The 16,318-nt window shown below is 36.7% G+C and carries 11 protein-coding genes and 1 tRNA gene; 6 read left to right on the top strand and 6 right to left on the bottom strand.

Annotated features, from left to right (window positions below; genetic code table 11):
- Nucleotides 1-9 precede the first annotated feature (9 nt).
- From K6119_RS07665 to K6119_RS07650, 4 genes are all read left to right on the top strand, one after another.
- Entirely contained in the window at nt 10-3,354 is a 3,345-nt protein-coding gene (locus tag K6119_RS07665; protein ID WP_221837679.1) for a T9SS type B sorting domain-containing protein, read from the top strand.
- A 163-nt stretch (nt 3,355-3,517) separates the two neighbouring features.
- Complete coding sequence (locus tag K6119_RS07660; RefSeq protein WP_221837676.1) at nt 3,518-6,319, top strand: T9SS type B sorting domain-containing protein; 2,802 nt, start codon at nt 3,518-3,520, stop codon at nt 6,317-6,319.
- 81 nt (nt 6,320-6,400) lie between these two features.
- A tRNA-Leu gene (locus tag K6119_RS07655) sits at nt 6,401-6,482 on the top strand.
- Between the two features lie 274 nt (nt 6,483-6,756).
- The gene (locus K6119_RS07650; RefSeq protein ID WP_221837674.1) at nt 6,757-7,194 is read left to right on the top strand and encodes a hypothetical protein; all 438 of its coding nucleotides are present in this window, start codon (nt 6,757-6,759) and stop codon (nt 7,192-7,194) included.
- A 25-nt stretch (nt 7,195-7,219) separates the two neighbouring features.
- Here K6119_RS07650 and K6119_RS07645 read toward each other — a convergent pair whose 3' ends face one another.
- Both K6119_RS07645 and K6119_RS07640 read right to left on the bottom strand, forming a co-directional pair.
- Complete coding sequence (locus K6119_RS07645) at nt 7,220-7,801, bottom strand: hypothetical protein (protein WP_221837672.1); 582 nt, start codon at nt 7,799-7,801, stop codon at nt 7,220-7,222.
- 44 nt (nt 7,802-7,845) lie between these two features.
- Nucleotides 7,846-9,042, bottom strand: coding sequence for a hypothetical protein (locus K6119_RS07640; protein WP_221837670.1), 1,197 nt, complete (start codon nt 9,040-9,042; stop codon nt 7,846-7,848).
- A gap of 96 nt (nt 9,043-9,138) precedes the next feature.
- Here K6119_RS07640 and K6119_RS07635 point away from each other — a divergent pair, with 96 nt between their 5' ends.
- Nucleotides 9,139-10,644: a hypothetical protein gene (locus K6119_RS07635; RefSeq protein WP_221837666.1), complete on the top strand. Its 1,506-nt coding sequence runs from the start codon at nt 9,139-9,141 to the stop codon at nt 10,642-10,644.
- Here K6119_RS07635 and K6119_RS07630 read toward each other — a convergent pair.
- From K6119_RS07630 to K6119_RS07620, 3 genes are read right to left on the bottom strand one after another with little or no spacing between them, the layout of a single operon-like run.
- Nucleotides 10,641-11,246 (bottom strand): hypothetical protein, encoded by a 606-nt coding sequence (locus K6119_RS07630; RefSeq protein WP_221837663.1) that lies wholly within the window; start codon nt 11,244-11,246, stop codon nt 10,641-10,643. The two genes, K6119_RS07635 and K6119_RS07630, sit on opposite strands and share 4 nt — an antisense overlap.
- A 25-nt stretch (nt 11,247-11,271) precedes the next feature.
- Nucleotides 11,272-12,177, bottom strand: a complete 906-nt coding sequence (locus tag K6119_RS07625; RefSeq protein ID WP_221837661.1) for a hypothetical protein — start codon at nt 12,175-12,177, stop codon at nt 11,272-11,274.
- A gap of 32 nt (nt 12,178-12,209) precedes the next feature.
- Nucleotides 12,210-13,073, bottom strand: a complete 864-nt coding sequence (locus K6119_RS07620) for a cysteine dioxygenase (protein ID WP_221837658.1) — start codon at nt 13,071-13,073, stop codon at nt 12,210-12,212.
- A 185-nt stretch (nt 13,074-13,258) separates the two neighbouring features.
- Here K6119_RS07620 and K6119_RS07615 point away from each other — a divergent pair, with 185 nt between their 5' ends.
- Nucleotides 13,259-15,508, top strand: coding sequence for a CotH kinase family protein (locus K6119_RS07615; protein WP_221837655.1), 2,250 nt, complete (start codon nt 13,259-13,261; stop codon nt 15,506-15,508).
- On the opposite strand, the gene K6119_RS07610 is transcribed toward K6119_RS07615, so the two are convergent.
- Nucleotides 15,492-16,316, bottom strand: coding sequence for a hypothetical protein (locus K6119_RS07610; RefSeq protein WP_221837653.1), 825 nt, complete (start codon nt 16,314-16,316; stop codon nt 15,492-15,494). The genes K6119_RS07615 and K6119_RS07610 overlap by 17 nt on opposite strands.
- Nucleotides 16,317-16,318: the final 2 nt, after the last annotated feature.

Raw genomic sequence — 16,318 nt, 5'->3', positions numbered from 1 at the left:
TGTAGTCTTGTGTTTACTACAAATGCTCAAAATATTGTGCCTAATCCAGATTTGGAACAGTACACTTCATGCCCTACAGGTGTTGCACAAGTTGGTAATTTAGTTGGATGGGATAAAATTCCCAATCACACCGGATCTGCAGACTGTATCAACGCCTGCAATAATACTAATGTGGATGTACCAAATAATGCTTTTGGAACTCAAAATGCACATTCAGGGGTCGGATATTTTGGATTTGCATCTTATTATCAATCAACCCCAAGTTTTAGAGAATATACCTATTGTACGTTTACTTCTGCAATGGTAGCCGGAACCACATATGATATTTCTTTCTGGGTTTCTTTATCTGATAATTCACAATATGGATCAGATAACGCTTTACAGCTTTATTTTTCTAATACTGTTGTTTCCGGAACTGGTGGTAACTGGAATCCAATTACTACAATTACTCCAGACATAGTAAATACTACAATGATCACAGATAAAACAAATTGGCAACAGTTAAATTTTCAGTATACAGCCACTGGAGGTGAATTGTATATGACCATTGGTAATTTTTATACAGATGTAAATACAAATACAGTTGCTGCAGGAGCAGGATCATATTCAACAGTGTATTACTATGTGGATGATTTTGTAGTACAACCTGCAATCACACCATGTAATGCCGGATGGACAACAACAACAGCTTGTTCAACAGATGGTCCAATTAATCTAAATGCATTAATAACAGGAGATGCCGGAGGAACATGGAGCGGAACTGGAGTGAGTGGGAATACTTTTAATCCTGCCTCAGGAACACAAAGTGTCACCTATACTTCCCCTAATGGATGTGATTCAACTCAAACTATTACTGTTACACCTACGGCAAATGGCAGCTGGACACCACCAACTGGATTATGCACCAGTTCTGCATTGGTTGATTTAAATTCTCTAGTTACTGGAACAGCCGGAGGAACATGGAGTGGGACAGGTGTAAGCGGTAATATGTTTGATCCATCTGTAGGGACTCAAAGCATTACTTATGCTGTAGGAACTGCGCCTTGTAATGCTACATCAACTCAAACAATTTCAGTGGTAGCACAGGCAGATGCCAGTTGGACCATTCCGACCGGATTGTGCAATTCAGGATCGCCAATAGACTTAAATACCTTTATCACCGGAACAACGGGAGGAAGCTGGTCAGGAACAGGTATTACGGGTAGTATGTTTGATCCATCAGTAGGAACTCAAAGTATTACTTATTCAGTAGGAACTGCTCCGTGTGATGCCTCATTGACTCAGACGATAACAGTAGGAACCGTAACAACAGCAACATGGACGCAACCAACTGGTTTGTGTACCAGTTCATCTGCAATTGATCTAAACACATTAGTTACTGGGACTGCTGGAGGAACTTGGTCTGGAACCGGAGTGAGTGGAAGTATGTTTGATCCGTCAGTAGGAACACAAAGTATAACTTATACTGTTGGTACTGCACCTTGTGATGCAACATCTACACAAACAATTACTGTAGGTATACAAGCAGATGCATCATGGACTCCTCCAACAGGATTATGCACGGCATCACCTGTTGTTGACTTATCAACTTTGATTACAGGTACTACCGGCGGGACATGGTCGGGAACAGGAGTTACGGGGACATCATTTGATCCATCAGTAGGAACTCAATCCTTAACTTATAGTGTTGGAACTGCTCCATGTGATGATGCAATTACTCAAACAATCAACATATCAAACTTGCCGGATGCATCCTGGACGATACCAACAAACCTATGCGAAGGAGATGCCCCAATAGATTTAACAGCGTTTATCACAGGTGTAGCAGGTGGTGTTTGGTCAGGAACAGGTGTTACGGGTAGTATGTTTGATCCATCAGTTGGAACCCAAAGTATAACATATACTGTAGGAACGGCGCCATGTGAAGATGTTGTAACACAAAGTATAAGTGTAGCAACAATTTTGGATGCATCCTGGACACCGGCGACTAATATCTGTACAGATAGTGGACCATTTGATTTAAATACAATTATTACAGGAGATACCGGTGGAAGCTGGAGTGGAACCGGAGTAAGTGGCAATATGTTTGATCCATCAGTAGGAACTCAATCATTAACGTATACAGTAGGTTCTGGGGGATGTCAGGCAACTTCAACGCAAACATTTACAGTAAACACACCACCAAATCCTTCATGGACGACGACCATGTTGTGTACATCAAGTGCCCCTGTTAATTTAAATAACCAGATTACAGGTGATACAGGAGGGACATGGAGTGGAACAGGAGTGAGTGGAAACGTATTTGATCCATTTTTTGGAACCCAGAATATAACATATACAGTAACAGCAAATGGTTGTACGTCAACACTTTCACAAGATATTGTAGTTGTAAATCCTGCTGCAACCATAACTTCAACCCAAGTATCATGTTTTGGAGCAACAGATGGTCAGGCAACAGTAAGTGTAAGTGGAGGTTCAGGAAATTACACTTATAGCTGGAATAGCACACCACCTCAAACTTCAACTACGGCATCAGGATTAGCATCAGGAACTTATATTGTTACTGTGACAGATGTTGATGGTGGATGTACAGTTCAAGAGTCAGTAACAATTATAGAACCAGCAGAAATCTTGTTAACTATGACTGCTCAAAATGCATGTTATCCTGATTTAGGTTCAGCAACAGTAGTAGCAACTGGAGGAGTAGGCGGATTTAGTTATAACTGGTCACCGGTATCTAGTACAACAGCAACGGCAACAGGTATAGATTCAGCCATGGCTACTGTAATAGTGACAGATGCCAACGGTTGTACAGCAACAGATTCGATCTTTGTAAATGTATGGGATGCACCAATAATAGAAATCAGCAATGATACCACAATCCATTATGGAGATGAAGCACAACTGATAGCAAGTGGAGGAGTAAGTTATAGTTGGACACCAGATGAAGATTTAAGCTGTTCAGATTGTCCAAATCCAATAGCTAATCCAATACAAGACACATACTATTGCGTGACAGCTCAAGATGCCAATGGTTGCGTAAGTACAGAGTGTATGACCATGTTTGTAGAGATTGTATGTGGGGATGTATTTGTACCATCTGCATTTAGTCCTAATAATGATGGGGAGAATGATGTGTTGTGTGTTTACAGTGATTGTATCAAAACCATGACCTTTACCATTTACAACAGATGGGGAGAGCGTGTTTATGAAACCAATAACATGAATATCTGTTGGGATGGAACCTGGAAAGGAAAAGCATTGAATTCAGCAGTATTTGTTTATGTTCTAGATGGTTATCTAATCAATGGAGAACCAGTTAATCAGAAAGGAAATATCTCTTTAATTAGATAGGTCAATCTATTGATATTACTGATATTTCAAGAAATTTAACTTGTCTTGTATCTAAGAATTTAGTTAAATTTGAAATCACAGATTCCGTTTAAGGCATCTTTTTCCCTCTATTTTCGTCTAATAGATGGAGTTACTTGATTATTCTTTAGAATAAACATTAGTTATGTATAGAACAAAGTTATTATTAACGATATTTTTAAGTCTAATATTCAGTTTTGGATATTCACAATGTGGACCTTTAGCAACGGCTTACAACCAAAACAATGGCCAAGATGGAATCATGTTTGACATTGTTGCTATTACGAGTGTTGAGATCACCAATTTTGACATCAACTGTGGTGGAACAACCCATGACTTTGAAATTTACTATAAAGCAGGTACCCATGTAGGTTTTGAAAATAATGCGGGAGCTTGGACCCTGCTAGGTTCGGCAAACGGAGTTACTGGTCCGGTTAACGTAGCAACGCCAATTCCAATTTTCTTTAGTGTAACACTTTGCCCCGGAGATGTAGCGGCATTTTATGTTACAAGTACAGGTGCTGGTAGTATTGATTACACGAACGGAACAGGTGTTGGAAATGTATTAGCTGCTGATGCCAATATTCAGATATTGGAGGGGACAGGAAAAGACTATCCTTTTAATACAAGTTTTACACCGAGATCACCAAATATTACAGTTCATTATAACTGTTTAGCATCATGTACAGGTTGTGATCCTTCATGGAATACAACAACAGCCTGTTCAACTGATGGGCCTATCAATCTGGACGCTTTAATTACTGGAGATGTTGGAGGAACATGGTCAGGAACTGGAGTAACTGGAAATACATTTGATCCATCTGTAGGAACTCAAACTATTACTTATACATCACCTAATAGCTGTGATTTGGCTCAGGCTATAACCGTCACAACAACAGCAGTAGCTTCATGGACACCACCAACAGGACTCTGTACGAGTTCAGGAGTCGTCGACTTGAACACATTGATAACCGGAACTACAGGTGGTACCTGGACAGGAACCGGTGTGACAGGTAGTTCATTTGATCCATCTGTAGGAACTCAATCAATAACATATTCGGCAGGAACGGCACCATGTGATGATGCTGTAACTCAAACAATAACTGTGACTCCGCAGGCAGATGCCAGTTGGACGCCACCAACAGGATTATGTACAGCAGCTTCGCCAATTGATTTAAGTTCAACAATTACAGGAACAACAGGTGGAACCTGGTCTGGAACCGGAATTACAGGAAGTACTTTTGATCCATCTGTAGGAACTCAATCTATTACTTATACTGTTGGTACAGCACCATGTGATGATGCTATTACACAAACGATCAACGTTGCATTAACACCGGATGCTTCATGGACTATCCCTACAGGACTTTGCGTGGGAGATGCACCTATTGATTTATCTACATTTATTACAGGATCGCCTGGAGGAACTTGGTCCGGTACAGGAGTAACAGGAACAATGTTTGATCCTTCAGGAGGATCGCAATCTGTAACATATAGTATTGGTACAGCTCCTTGTGATGATGCTGTAACACAAACTATAAACGTTGCTTCAGTATTAGATGCTTCATGGACTCCACCAATTGATATCTGTGTAGATAGTGGTCCTTTTGATTTGAATACATTGATTACAGGAGATACAGGCGGAAGCTGGAGCGGAACAGGTGTTACAGGAAATAGTTTTGATGTTTCGGTAGGAACGCAATCTTTGACTTATACCGTTGGTACAGGTGGATGTCAAGCTACATCAACACAAACTTTCACTGTAAATAACCCACCAGATGCATCATGGACAACTCTTACATTATGTAGTTCAAGTGCACCTGTTAACATGAGCGGACAAATTACAGGACTTACAGGTGGAACCTGGTCTGGAACCGGAATGAGTGGAAATGTATTTGATCCATTTTTTGGAACTCAGAACGTTACTTACACAGTAAGTGCTAACGGATGTACATCTTCAGTTTCACAAGATATTACTGTTGTAGCACCAGTTGTATCAACAACAGTAACAGGAGTAAGTTGTTTTGGTGAAGCGGATGGAACAGCTTCTGCCACAGTAACCGGAGGAACAGGAAATTATACATATAGCTGGGATAGTTCTCCGGCTCAGACAACCGCTAATGCAACAGGTTTGCCGGCTGGAACTTACACGGTAACTGTAACAGATGTAGATGCGGGTTGCACAGTACAAGAAACAGTTACAATCATTGAACCTTCTGAAATTTTGCTGACAATGACAGCTCAAAATGTTTGCTATCCTGATTTGGGATCTGCATCTGTGGCTGCAACAGGTGGAGTTGGAGGATACAGTTATAGTTGGTCTCCGGTAGCAAGTACAACTGAGTTGGCAACAGGAATTGATTCGACAATGGCAACAGTAATAGTAACTGACGCAAATGGATGTACAGCTACTGACTCAATATTTGTGACAGTTTGGAATTTACCAAATATTGAAGTGACTAGTGATACAACAATGCATTACGGAGATGAAACGCCGTTATTAGCAACCGGAGGTGTAAGTTATACCTGGTCACCTGCTACAGACTTAAGCTGCTCTGATTGTGCTGATCCAATTGCTGATCCAATTCAAGACTCATATTACTGTGTAACAGGTCAAGATGTTAATGGGTGTGTTAATACGGCTTGTATGACTTTGTTTGTAGAAATTGTATGTGGAGATATCTTTGTGCCATCTGCATTCAGTCCTAATAATGATGGAGATAATGATGTGTTGTGTGTGTATAGTGATTGTATGAAATCAATGAACTTTACCATTTATAACAGATGGGGAGAAAAAGTATACACAACAAGCAGTATGAATATTTGCTGGGACGGAACTTGGAACGGTAAAATGTTAAATTCTGCCGTATTTGTTTACGTCTTGGAAGGTTATCTAATCAACGGAGAACCAGTGAATCAGAAAGGAAATATATCTTTAATTAGATAGATTGCTTTAAATTCTTTGTGTAAATCAAAAAATTGCTAAATTTGCGCCTGCATTTCCGCAAGGAAATCCGCCTATAAAAATGCCTGAGTGGCGGAACTGGTAGACGCGCACGACTCAAACTCGTGTTCCTCACGGAGTGCCGGTTCGATTCCGGCCTCAGGTACAAAACCCTCCCAATGTCGGGGAGGGTTTTTTTATGCAAAACATTGTGCCGGTTCGTCCCGATAGCTATCGGGACCGGCCTCAGGTACAAAACCTTTTCAATGTCTGGGAAGTTTTTAATTCAATTATATTAGGGTATCAAAAGGGAAAATGTATATCGTATTGGAATACTGGCCGTTCTGCTAGGACAGTTGACTTATATATTGATTACTGTCCTGCCAATTATTAATATTTCAATTTTTGTCAAGTACGGACTTTTGTTGTATGTGATAAACATGCTAATTAGCTCTGTTTCATCCGTTATTTTAATTAAATATCTAATTGAAAAGAACTTAAGATTTATAGTTTTTTATGTGCTACTCTCATACTTGAATTTTATAGCTCAAGCGGTATATATTATTGGAGTCTCAAAAGGTAGCTTCACGTTTTATCCAGAAGGATTTGCACTTTGGAGTTTTATTTTTGTTTTATTCAGATTGGCTTTTTATATGTTGATCTTGTTGTCAAGAGCAAGAAAGAATACATATATATTCTGGTTTACCGTTATTAGTGTTGTGGTTAATTTGATTTTTGCTGGAATAAAAGGTGCAGGGATTGAAGGCTTAGATGCAATATATATCATTCAGGTTTTTCCTGCCTTAATAATTGCCGCCATGTACTATCATGAAATAAGAATGGAAATAGTAGCCAGTGATGAGATTTTAGATGATTGAAAAGTTATAATGTATTCAATATTGTTTAGTTGAATCTGCCATTTACACATTTCCAACGTCCATTTTCTTTTACAAATACATAATCATTTCTTCTATTAGGTTGGCAGCACCACATTCCTGTGCATAATTCAAATTCTTGAATCATAGCATATTTGCAGGTGTCTGGTTGATAGGGTCTAGATATTGCATAAACACATTTACAAGTGCCTTCAAAATTGGTTTCATAAAAAGATCTTAATGAATCTTTATTTAATAGTTTGAACTGTTTAAGTTTTTTCTGATCAATAGTTCCTTCATATGTTGGAGGTATACTCGAATCTAGCATATTTGATGTATAGCAGAGTTTAGGAATGTAATTCTCCTTTTCTTTGGATTTTCTGTCATAATCATATAGAATACAATTTGTTAATTCAGTATCTTCTAATTCAGCAAACTTATAATAGATGATTTTGGATTCTTGTTTTGATTCCAAGCATTCCGTGTAACCTTCTCTTATCATCCTGTATTGTTCTAATTCGCTAAGAGAGGTAGGTTCATGTTTATCATTTTTGCAACATGAACTGAATATAATAGAAAGATATATGGGTAAAATGAGTTTAACTTTCATCTATTTACTAATATACCGTAATTTGAAATTACCATGGGTTTCCCTCAATCAAAATACCTTATTTTTCTATTAGTCACAGCAACTAAAATCCCTTTGCGGTATTCGGATCTTTTGATCCAGTTTCCTTTGTTATCGTATTCGTATTCAAAGGTTGAACTGGCTGCCCAGTTTTTTTTGCCTGCACTATAAAACTCAACTCTTATGGGGTTACCGTGTTCGTTTCTACTGATGATTTGTTCAAAGCTGACCTGGTTTTTTAGAATGTTGGTTGAGTTCTTTTTAATCACTAAACCGTTGTCATCATAAAAAGAACTATCTATTTGTTCATAGTCATCTGATTTATATCTGGTCATTATAACTTGCCCACTATCATTATAGCTATGGTATCTTTCATCAATTTTGGCTACTGAATTGGTTGTGTTGCAGATATGTTTATCCCAAAAATCAATGTTTCTGATGATCAAACCCGCTTCATTTTTTTCCAGAATATTGTAAAGCTTTTTATTTTTTCCTGATCCGTGATAGCTGAATTTCAGCAGTCCCTTTTTCTTGTATTTAAAACTTTCTGTGCTCATTCCTCCTCCAAAAGCACTTGTGTCATCATACCCATATTGATATCTGATCAGCTGGTTTTTCTTATCGAAAAAAGATATGTATTTGGCGTTAGTGTCCTTTTCGTTGATGACTGAAAAGTAGGTCAGTGAATTTTGCTTTTTATCATATAAGTGAAAAGATCTTATGAATACTTTACCTGATTCAGTTTTGTGCCATTGCATTTTTAAACTGTCCCTTTCATCATATTCATGTAAAACATAAGTTTTGTGTTTGTTTTTAATGTCAGGATAATAGATGATTGAGTCAATTTGATTGTCACTTCTATATCTATTAACAAAGTGGTAAACTGTTTCTCCCAACTCATTAGTTGTTTTTTCCTCAGTTAGATACCCATTATCATTGTACGTCATGTTCCAGGTATATCTTAAATCAAGGTTTTGGGTGTAAGCTACTTCTTTTGTTTTGTAACCATTTTTATCAAATGTGTAATCAAAATTCTCTAAAACAGGAAGTTGATTGGGAACAATCCCAATTGAAGCTATTTCAAATTTATCCAGCTCATTGTCCGATCTGATTTCAACAGATTTTACTTTCCCTTTGAAATCCATTTTTGGCAAATCCGGCTCAAAGTGCTGGCCAAATCCAGCAAAAGGAAAAAGAATAAAAATGAGTATTGGGTTTTTCATAGGTATGAATATATAAGTCATTCTTCAATTTTAGTAACGAATACCCCCATTAAATAAAACCGTAATGAATATATTTATCTCAAAAAGCGGTTCATTATGAGATACTTTGGTTTTTTATTGGTCTTTTTTCTCTTGTCTTGCGGAGGTGAGCAAGATAATTCGCAATCTAATGAAGGAAATGACAATGATTCATCATCTGATACGCTATCAGAATTGAATTACGATTCATTAGAAGTTGATAACGATAATTATACGGCCGAAGCATATTTGGATGGTCCTGAAGAATGGTTTTACATTACCGAAGAAGATGTGGATTACAATGATGAAGTTGTGTATCCTGAAGGAGCAGAGTTTCATATTGTGCCTCATGTGTATGAATCAGATGGAACAAGTTCGGAGATTAATGAATATATGATGGCTATTGCAGAAACTGGATTTGAATTGAATAGTCCTTATAAGGGATTCAGTGGCCCTGTAAAAGTTTATTACAATGAAACCAAGGAGAATGTTGCAGCAAAATTTGAAGTAGAAAATGGAGAGCCCATTGGAATTTGTACTGTTTGGGATCCAGATGGAGAAATTTTTATTCAAAGACAATACGAAGTAGGAACACATGATTGGATTTCTTCTACAGTTGAACCTTTTAGTGTTGATTGGACATTTGTGCAAAGTGAATCAAAATTGACCATTAATGATTCTGAAAGAGCTTTTTCTGCTGAGGGAGATAAACAGGTGGTAAGTATTATGCCGTCTATGAATTACGACTCAAAGTCAGATAACAATCTGTACAAAATAATGGAAAAGAAAACTTTTGAAAATCAATTTCAATTGAACGGATCCATTTTTAATGGGATTTTACGTGCTTATTTTCATCCAAACAGTACCACATTTGAAATGTATTATGAATTGCCATTTACAGATGGTTATTTAGACGGTAATATTAAAATATACAATGATTGGGGTGAAATGGAATTACATGAGGTGTTTGTAATGGGTGAATTGGATACCGTGCTATACAAATTAGAGTATGAAGGAGATGTGGCTAAGCCAATCATTTATTTATATCCTTCAAAAGAAATAACAGTAGATGTTAAACTGAACTTTGACGGTAAATTGACCACAACTTATCCTGCTTATAACAATGGTTGGAAAGTAAAAGCAAAACCTGATGGTACTATAACAGATACTAATGGTAAAGAGTATTATGCACTTTATTGGGAAGGGGACAATAGAAAAGACTTTACCATTGACAAAGGTTTTGTAGTTAAAGGCGAAAATACTGCAGTGTTTTTAGAAGAATCATTGGCAATATTGGGATTGAATAGAAGAGAAGCAAATGAGTTTATTGTTTATTGGTTGCCATTGATGAAGGATAATCCGTACAATCTAATTCACTTTTCAACGAGTGAATATGAAGAAATGGCGCAACTTCAAATCAGTCCAAAACCTGAAACAATGATTAGGGTTATGATGGTTTATAAGCCGTTAAAATCACCAATTGATATTTTACCACAGGATTTGAACAAGTTGAGTAAAGAAAGAAAAGGATTTACAGTTGTAGAGTGGGGAGGAAGTCAATTTAAAGATGAATCTTCACTTTAAATAATTCCATTTTGTTGTAAAACAGCAACAATGGTAGGGACAAACATTATGGCGATTTTATACTCAATTGGATAATTTTGATCCCATTCTCCATAAACATCCCAATTGTCCCAATCTTCAGAGAATGAAGTTCGTAAATCAAGATGTGCGTTGTTGTTAAAATCGTCTGCATCCCAATTGTCAAAATCATTTGAAAAAGCAGTGCGCACATCACAATGCCAGTTGTGAGCTACATCATCTATGTTCCAATCATCAAAATCATTTGAAAAAGAGGTTTCAATTGAAATCACATAATTATTACTTGTCAAGGTCCAGTCATCCCAGTCATTTGAAAAATAGGTGTAGATCTGCCCACTAGTGGTGTCTGCTGTAAATACCCAGCTGTCCCAATCTTCGGTGAAATAAGTGTAAACATTTACGTTGGTGGAATTTGAGTCTCCAAGGATAAAATTCCAACTGTCCCAATCTTCAGTAAAATAGGTAAACATTTCACCAGTAGGAGATTGAACTGTACCTCCTTGATTATTTGGTGTTACAGGATCCGGTTGACATGAAGTCATTAATAGAATCCCCAAAATCAAGAAGTAATGAAAATGTCTCATTCCTTAAAATTATGACATTATCAGCCTAAAAACAAATTGAAATTACGGCTGAATCCAGGTAAGTTTCTTCTATGTCAGATCCCGCCGGAATAGTAATATAAGCAAAGGCTTCTTGTCCTTCTTCCAATTCTAAAGGCAAAGGAATAGTAGGAGAGAAAACTACCATTTCTGAGAATTTTGAGGTCTTTGCTTCCACTTCATAATATGGGGCTGCATTAATTCTCTTCACAACTTTGCTTGTCCAATCAATTTCTTCTAACTGATTTTGATTGATGTCTCTTCTACAAGCATTAGTCACATTTACTAACAGAAGGTCATATTTATTATCTGTCAAGAAATAGATTTCTTCAATTTCATTATCCCCTTCAGTTTGGGCTCCATGTACTTTAACTATCGTAGTTTTTCCCTGACATTTAACAGTGTATTTTCCACCTGGATATTCTAAGAAACGTGAATGTAATGGCGGAATTTCTTCATCCATAAACAAACCGTTTTCATCATCAAAAACTACAACTTGTACTGTGTCATCTTGATTATTGTGAAAATGAAGCATCTTTTCACCAAAAAAGTATTCGTCTTTTTCTTGTGAGATGGTTGTCTCTTCATCACTTCCACCTGAAAAGATTAAATAGATACTGAGTGCAGTTAATCCTACTCCCCAAATCCATACAGGAATCCAGAAAAAATCGTGTCTACTTTTGGTTGGAATTTCTCCCGGTTCCAGTGATTTGTTTTCATCATCCGGTGCTTTTGTCATTTGCCATAATGCCAAGCCAATTAAGGTCAAAGCGATTCCGGCCCACAAAAGAGTCCAACCCATAAAATGAGGATTCCCTAGTCTGGTGTCTTCAAACCTTGAACTTACTATCCATCCTGAGATAAAAACGAAAATCGGAACAATGATACCTGCTCCTCTCCATATAAATACCATAAACACAATTTAATGTGTCGAATTTATGGTTTTTAAGAATACAATTCAATGCTACTTAGCTCAAATAATATAGCATCTATTGTTTTTGTAGATTCAGAAAGCTTTTGCAACACCTTTTTTGCCTTTCTTAATTCAATTGTATAAAGTACATCTTTACTGTCCATTTCTAGTTCAGTAATCAATCTACTTTCAAATGATCTGTCGTGAAAAAAGTTGATTGCCTTCAAATATTGCGGACCTCTTTCACCTGTCTTTAGATAATGATTTAAAAGACTGGTGTAATGACCGATTAACGTTAAACGGTCAGTATAAAGTTCATTATTGGCAATGGCAATTTCACTTTTAGGTAAGTCGTAAAAAACGCCTCCATCAACAACTTGAACTTCACCTTTCCCTAATTCGTAAAGATGTGAATTATCAGTAATGCCGTCTACTGCCAAAGAAGTACCATAAATGTGCAATGAAATAACATTTTCTCCACTAAAATTGGCCATTTGGTGAATCAAGTTCTGATTTACTGCAATCACTTCATCCTTAGAAAGCTTCTCTTTAAATAAAGTTGTTAGGCAACTGTTTTTATATTCAAATGAAGTGTGTTCTAACTTACCAAAAGTTTTAACTGCTCCCCATTCGGTATATCCATGATTGTGAATGGCAGTAGCATCCAACGGTGCCCAGGACATTACCATTATTTCAAAATTTTTGCCCTTGTGCACTAAATGACGTCCGTACCCTTCTTTTTTATCATGATCAAAGTGAGCAAATTCCATCAAGTCTTTTTTCTTGATATCAGCATCTTTCACTAATCGAATAATCTCTTTTGGAGTAAATGTGGTCTGATCCCCTATAGATTCTATAAGTTTGGAAACAGATACAGGTAAAGTGAGTCTATTCATTGGTTTGTTTTTGTCTAACTAAAATAACGTATATAGGACGTATAAATTTTAATTTACTTGCAAATGTATTAACAAAATGAATGTGAAAATCTCTCAAGAATTCAATTAATGTTAAGGAAATATTAAATCAATTTTAAACCTTTTGTAAATTGCTTAGTCAAAGCTTGACACACAAAATCTACACCATGAATAAATTAGTGCTACTGTCTGCTCTTTTCATCATTTCTATCAACACAAAAGCGCAGGATCTGTATGATATCAATACCATCACAGAAATTAAAATTTATTTTGACGATCCTAATTGGGATGCCACTATGGATACCTACTATAGTAATGATCTTGATGAGTTGTTATATGGAAGTTGTACCATCAATGGCGTTTCTTATGACAGTATAGGAGTTACCTATAAAGGAAATTCTACCTACAATGCCAGTAACCTTAAAAATCCAATGAAAATAAAATTGGCTGAGGTTTATAATTTTCAAAACTATCAGGGACGGTCAACTTTAAAGTTTTCAAATGGCGACAAAGATCCTTCTTTTGTGAGAGAAGTGTTGTCCTATGAAATAGGAAGAGATTATATGGAGATGCCTTTGTCTAATTATGCCAAAATCTATGTCAATGACAATTATTATGGTTTGTTCTCCAGTTCAGAATCTATCAATGGGGATTTTATGGAGGATAGGTTTTATTGTAATGATAATAATACCAGAATTAAGTGTAATCCGGTAAGTGTGAGTGATGGTTCATCATTAACTTATTTAGGAACAGATTCTACTCAGTACTATAATTTTTATGAGCTAAAATCTGATTTTGGTTGGACTGATTTATTGAACTTATGTAATCAAATTCAAAACAATCCTTCAGGAATTGAAAGTTACTTAGATGTAGATGATGCACTGTGGATGTTGGCATTTAACAACGTTCTTGTCAATTTGGATAGTTATACGGGTCCTTTCAGACAGAACTATTATTTGATTATGGATGACAATGGCATTTTTCACACTGTTATTTGGGATTTAAACCAAAGTATTGGAAGTTTTGGAATGGTAGATTTACCTGGTGGTGGACCTCCTTCTCCGCCTTCTTTAACAGACTTAACCCAGATGGATCCATATATCAGAGAAACAGCAACAGAATTTCCACTGATTTACTATCTATTTGCCAATAGCAGATACAAAAAAATGTATTTGGCTCACTGCAGAACAATTTTGGCTGAACACTTTAGTAATGGCGATTACTACACCAGAGCCCAAGAATTGCAAACTATCATTGATGCTGAGGTGCAAGCTGAACCTAATCCAATGTATACTTATGCGCAATTTACGGGTAACATGGATTCTCAGCAAGGAAGCGGAATGGGAGGAGGTATCTATGGTTTGTCTGAAGTAATGGGACCTAGGACTACTTATCTTGAAAGTCATGCAGATTTTAATTTAACTACTCCGGTTATTACTGGAATTACTCCAACTCCAACTGCTCCCGTAGCTTATGATGTGGTGACATTTACGGCAGATATTCAAAATGCTAATTATGCGTATGTCGGATTCAGATCATACAAAGGTGATCCTTTTCAAAAAGTAGAAATGTTTGATGACGGATTGCACAGTGATGGTGCAGCAGGTGACGGAATATGGGGAACCTCAATTACCCTGGGAGCATCAGATATTCAGTATTACATATATGCAGAAAACAATGATGCAGGAATGTTTTCTCCGGTAAGGGCAGAGCATGAGTTTTATACATTGACTTTATCTTCAGGTGTTGTGATTAATGAGATAATGCCTTCTAATAACATCACAGCTTCGGATGAATTTGGTGAGTTTGATGATTGGGTTGAGTTGTATAATAATGGATCTTCAACTGTTGATTTATCTGGATATTTTTTGTCTGATGATCCATTAGATATTCTTAAATGGCAAATTCCATTAGGAACTTCAATTGGAGCTGGAGAATATTTGATTATTTGGTGTGATAATGATGGACAAACAGGATTACATACCAATTTTAAGTTGAGCTCAGGAGGTGAAACTTTGATCCTTTCTGATGATGCGGGGAACCCAATCAATGAAGTAACTTATCCTACGATTCCGGATAATGGAACTTACGGAAGATATTTTAATGGAACAGGTGGTTTTATTCCAATGTATGCCACTTATAATGCAGAAAATAGTTTTACAACTGTAGGAATAAAGGAAGTTGAAGAATCCGTATCATTCAGTATTTATCCAAATCCTTCAAATGATATTGTGAATTTTAAAATTAATACGGATGAATCTGTCCAGGTAAGTGTTTACAATTTAAGAGGTCAATTGGTGTATCAAAATTGGCATGTAAATGCAGATCAAATTAGCGTTCAGGATTGGGAAAATGGACTTTATTTATTATCAATTCCTGAGTTGAAATTGACACAGAAAATCATGGTTTCGCATTAAAGCGGCCATGATATTTCCAGTGTTCTGCTCTTGGAATCGCATCAAGGTCAACACAATCTTCAACCACAACTGAAATTTGATCTTCGATTACGCCAAATTTGGTGGTTACTTTTACAGAATAAATACCGGACTTAGTAACGGTAAAACTTTCTTTTGTGCTGCCGTCTTGCCATTTGTATTTTGCTCCGGAAAAAGAAGCATTCAAAATCAATTGTTCTCCTGTGCAAATTGTGGTGTCTTTTCCTAAATCAATAATTGGACTTTCACAGATAAACAAAGAAAAAATAGAGCCTGCAGCCATACCTGAAATCAGGGTGTCTTTAATGCGTAAAGTTTGGATGGGACCTTCAATTGTTACATCTTTCCATCCTGCAACTGAACAATTTTCACAAGCTCCAAGGTTACCGTTTTTTGTAATAATAGCTTCGGGATTACAATCCATCAAACTTCCTTTCTTAGAAAATTTATAATGATCTCCATTTACCCAAACGCTTATTTCTTCTTCTCCACCTGTAGTAGCACTAGTGCCGCTAAAATTTAATGAAGCTTTTTGTATGGCCGGCTCAAATGAAAATTCATAGTATCCATCTCCACTTTGGGTAGTTGCATAGTTGTAGCCAATAAAATAAGGAGAAGTTAAATCACAATAATCTGAGTTTTGGTCTACCATGCCGTCACTACTTACTTTTACCGTGGTATGACCTATTGTTTGAGTGCCTTTTAGATGCGTTACTTTTAAATCACATTGTCCCAACATAAGTTGTGGGAGAAACAAAACGAAGGTTGATATGAAAAGTGTTTTAAACATCA

It is taken from the genome of Paracrocinitomix mangrovi, from assembly GCF_019740355.2.
GTDB classification, from domain to species: domain Bacteria; phylum Bacteroidota; class Bacteroidia; order Flavobacteriales_D; family Crocinitomicaceae; genus Paracrocinitomix; species Paracrocinitomix mangrovi.
The sequence above is the reverse complement of the archived record's forward strand: the minus strand, read 5'-3'. Positions and strand labels throughout refer to the sequence as shown.

Excerpts from the sequence above, each read along its gene's own strand:
- K6119_RS07660 (WP_221837676.1), top strand. The coding sequence starts at position 3,518 with ATGTATAGAACAAAGTTATTATTAACGATATTTTTAAGTCTAATATTC.
- K6119_RS07650 (WP_221837674.1), top strand. The coding sequence starts at position 6,757 with ATGCTAATTAGCTCTGTTTCATCCGTTATTTTAATTAAATATCTAATT.
- K6119_RS07645 (WP_221837672.1), bottom strand. The coding sequence starts at position 7,801 with ATGAAAGTTAAACTCATTTTACCCATATATCTTTCTATTATATTCAGT.
- K6119_RS07640 (WP_221837670.1), bottom strand. The coding sequence starts at position 9,042 with ATGAAAAACCCAATACTCATTTTTATTCTTTTTCCTTTTGCTGGATTT.
- K6119_RS07635 (WP_221837666.1), top strand. The coding sequence starts at position 9,139 with ATGAGATACTTTGGTTTTTTATTGGTCTTTTTTCTCTTGTCTTGCGGA.
- K6119_RS07630 (WP_221837663.1), bottom strand. The coding sequence starts at position 11,246 with ATGAGACATTTTCATTACTTCTTGATTTTGGGGATTCTATTAATGACT.
- K6119_RS07625 (WP_221837661.1), bottom strand. The coding sequence starts at position 12,177 with ATGGTATTTATATGGAGAGGAGCAGGTATCATTGTTCCGATTTTCGTT.
- K6119_RS07620 (WP_221837658.1), bottom strand. The coding sequence starts at position 13,073 with ATGAATAGACTCACTTTACCTGTATCTGTTTCCAAACTTATAGAATCT.
- K6119_RS07615 (WP_221837655.1), top strand. The coding sequence starts at position 13,259 with ATGAATAAATTAGTGCTACTGTCTGCTCTTTTCATCATTTCTATCAAC.
- K6119_RS07610 (WP_221837653.1), bottom strand. The coding sequence starts at position 16,316 with ATGTTTAAAACACTTTTCATATCAACCTTCGTTTTGTTTCTCCCACAA.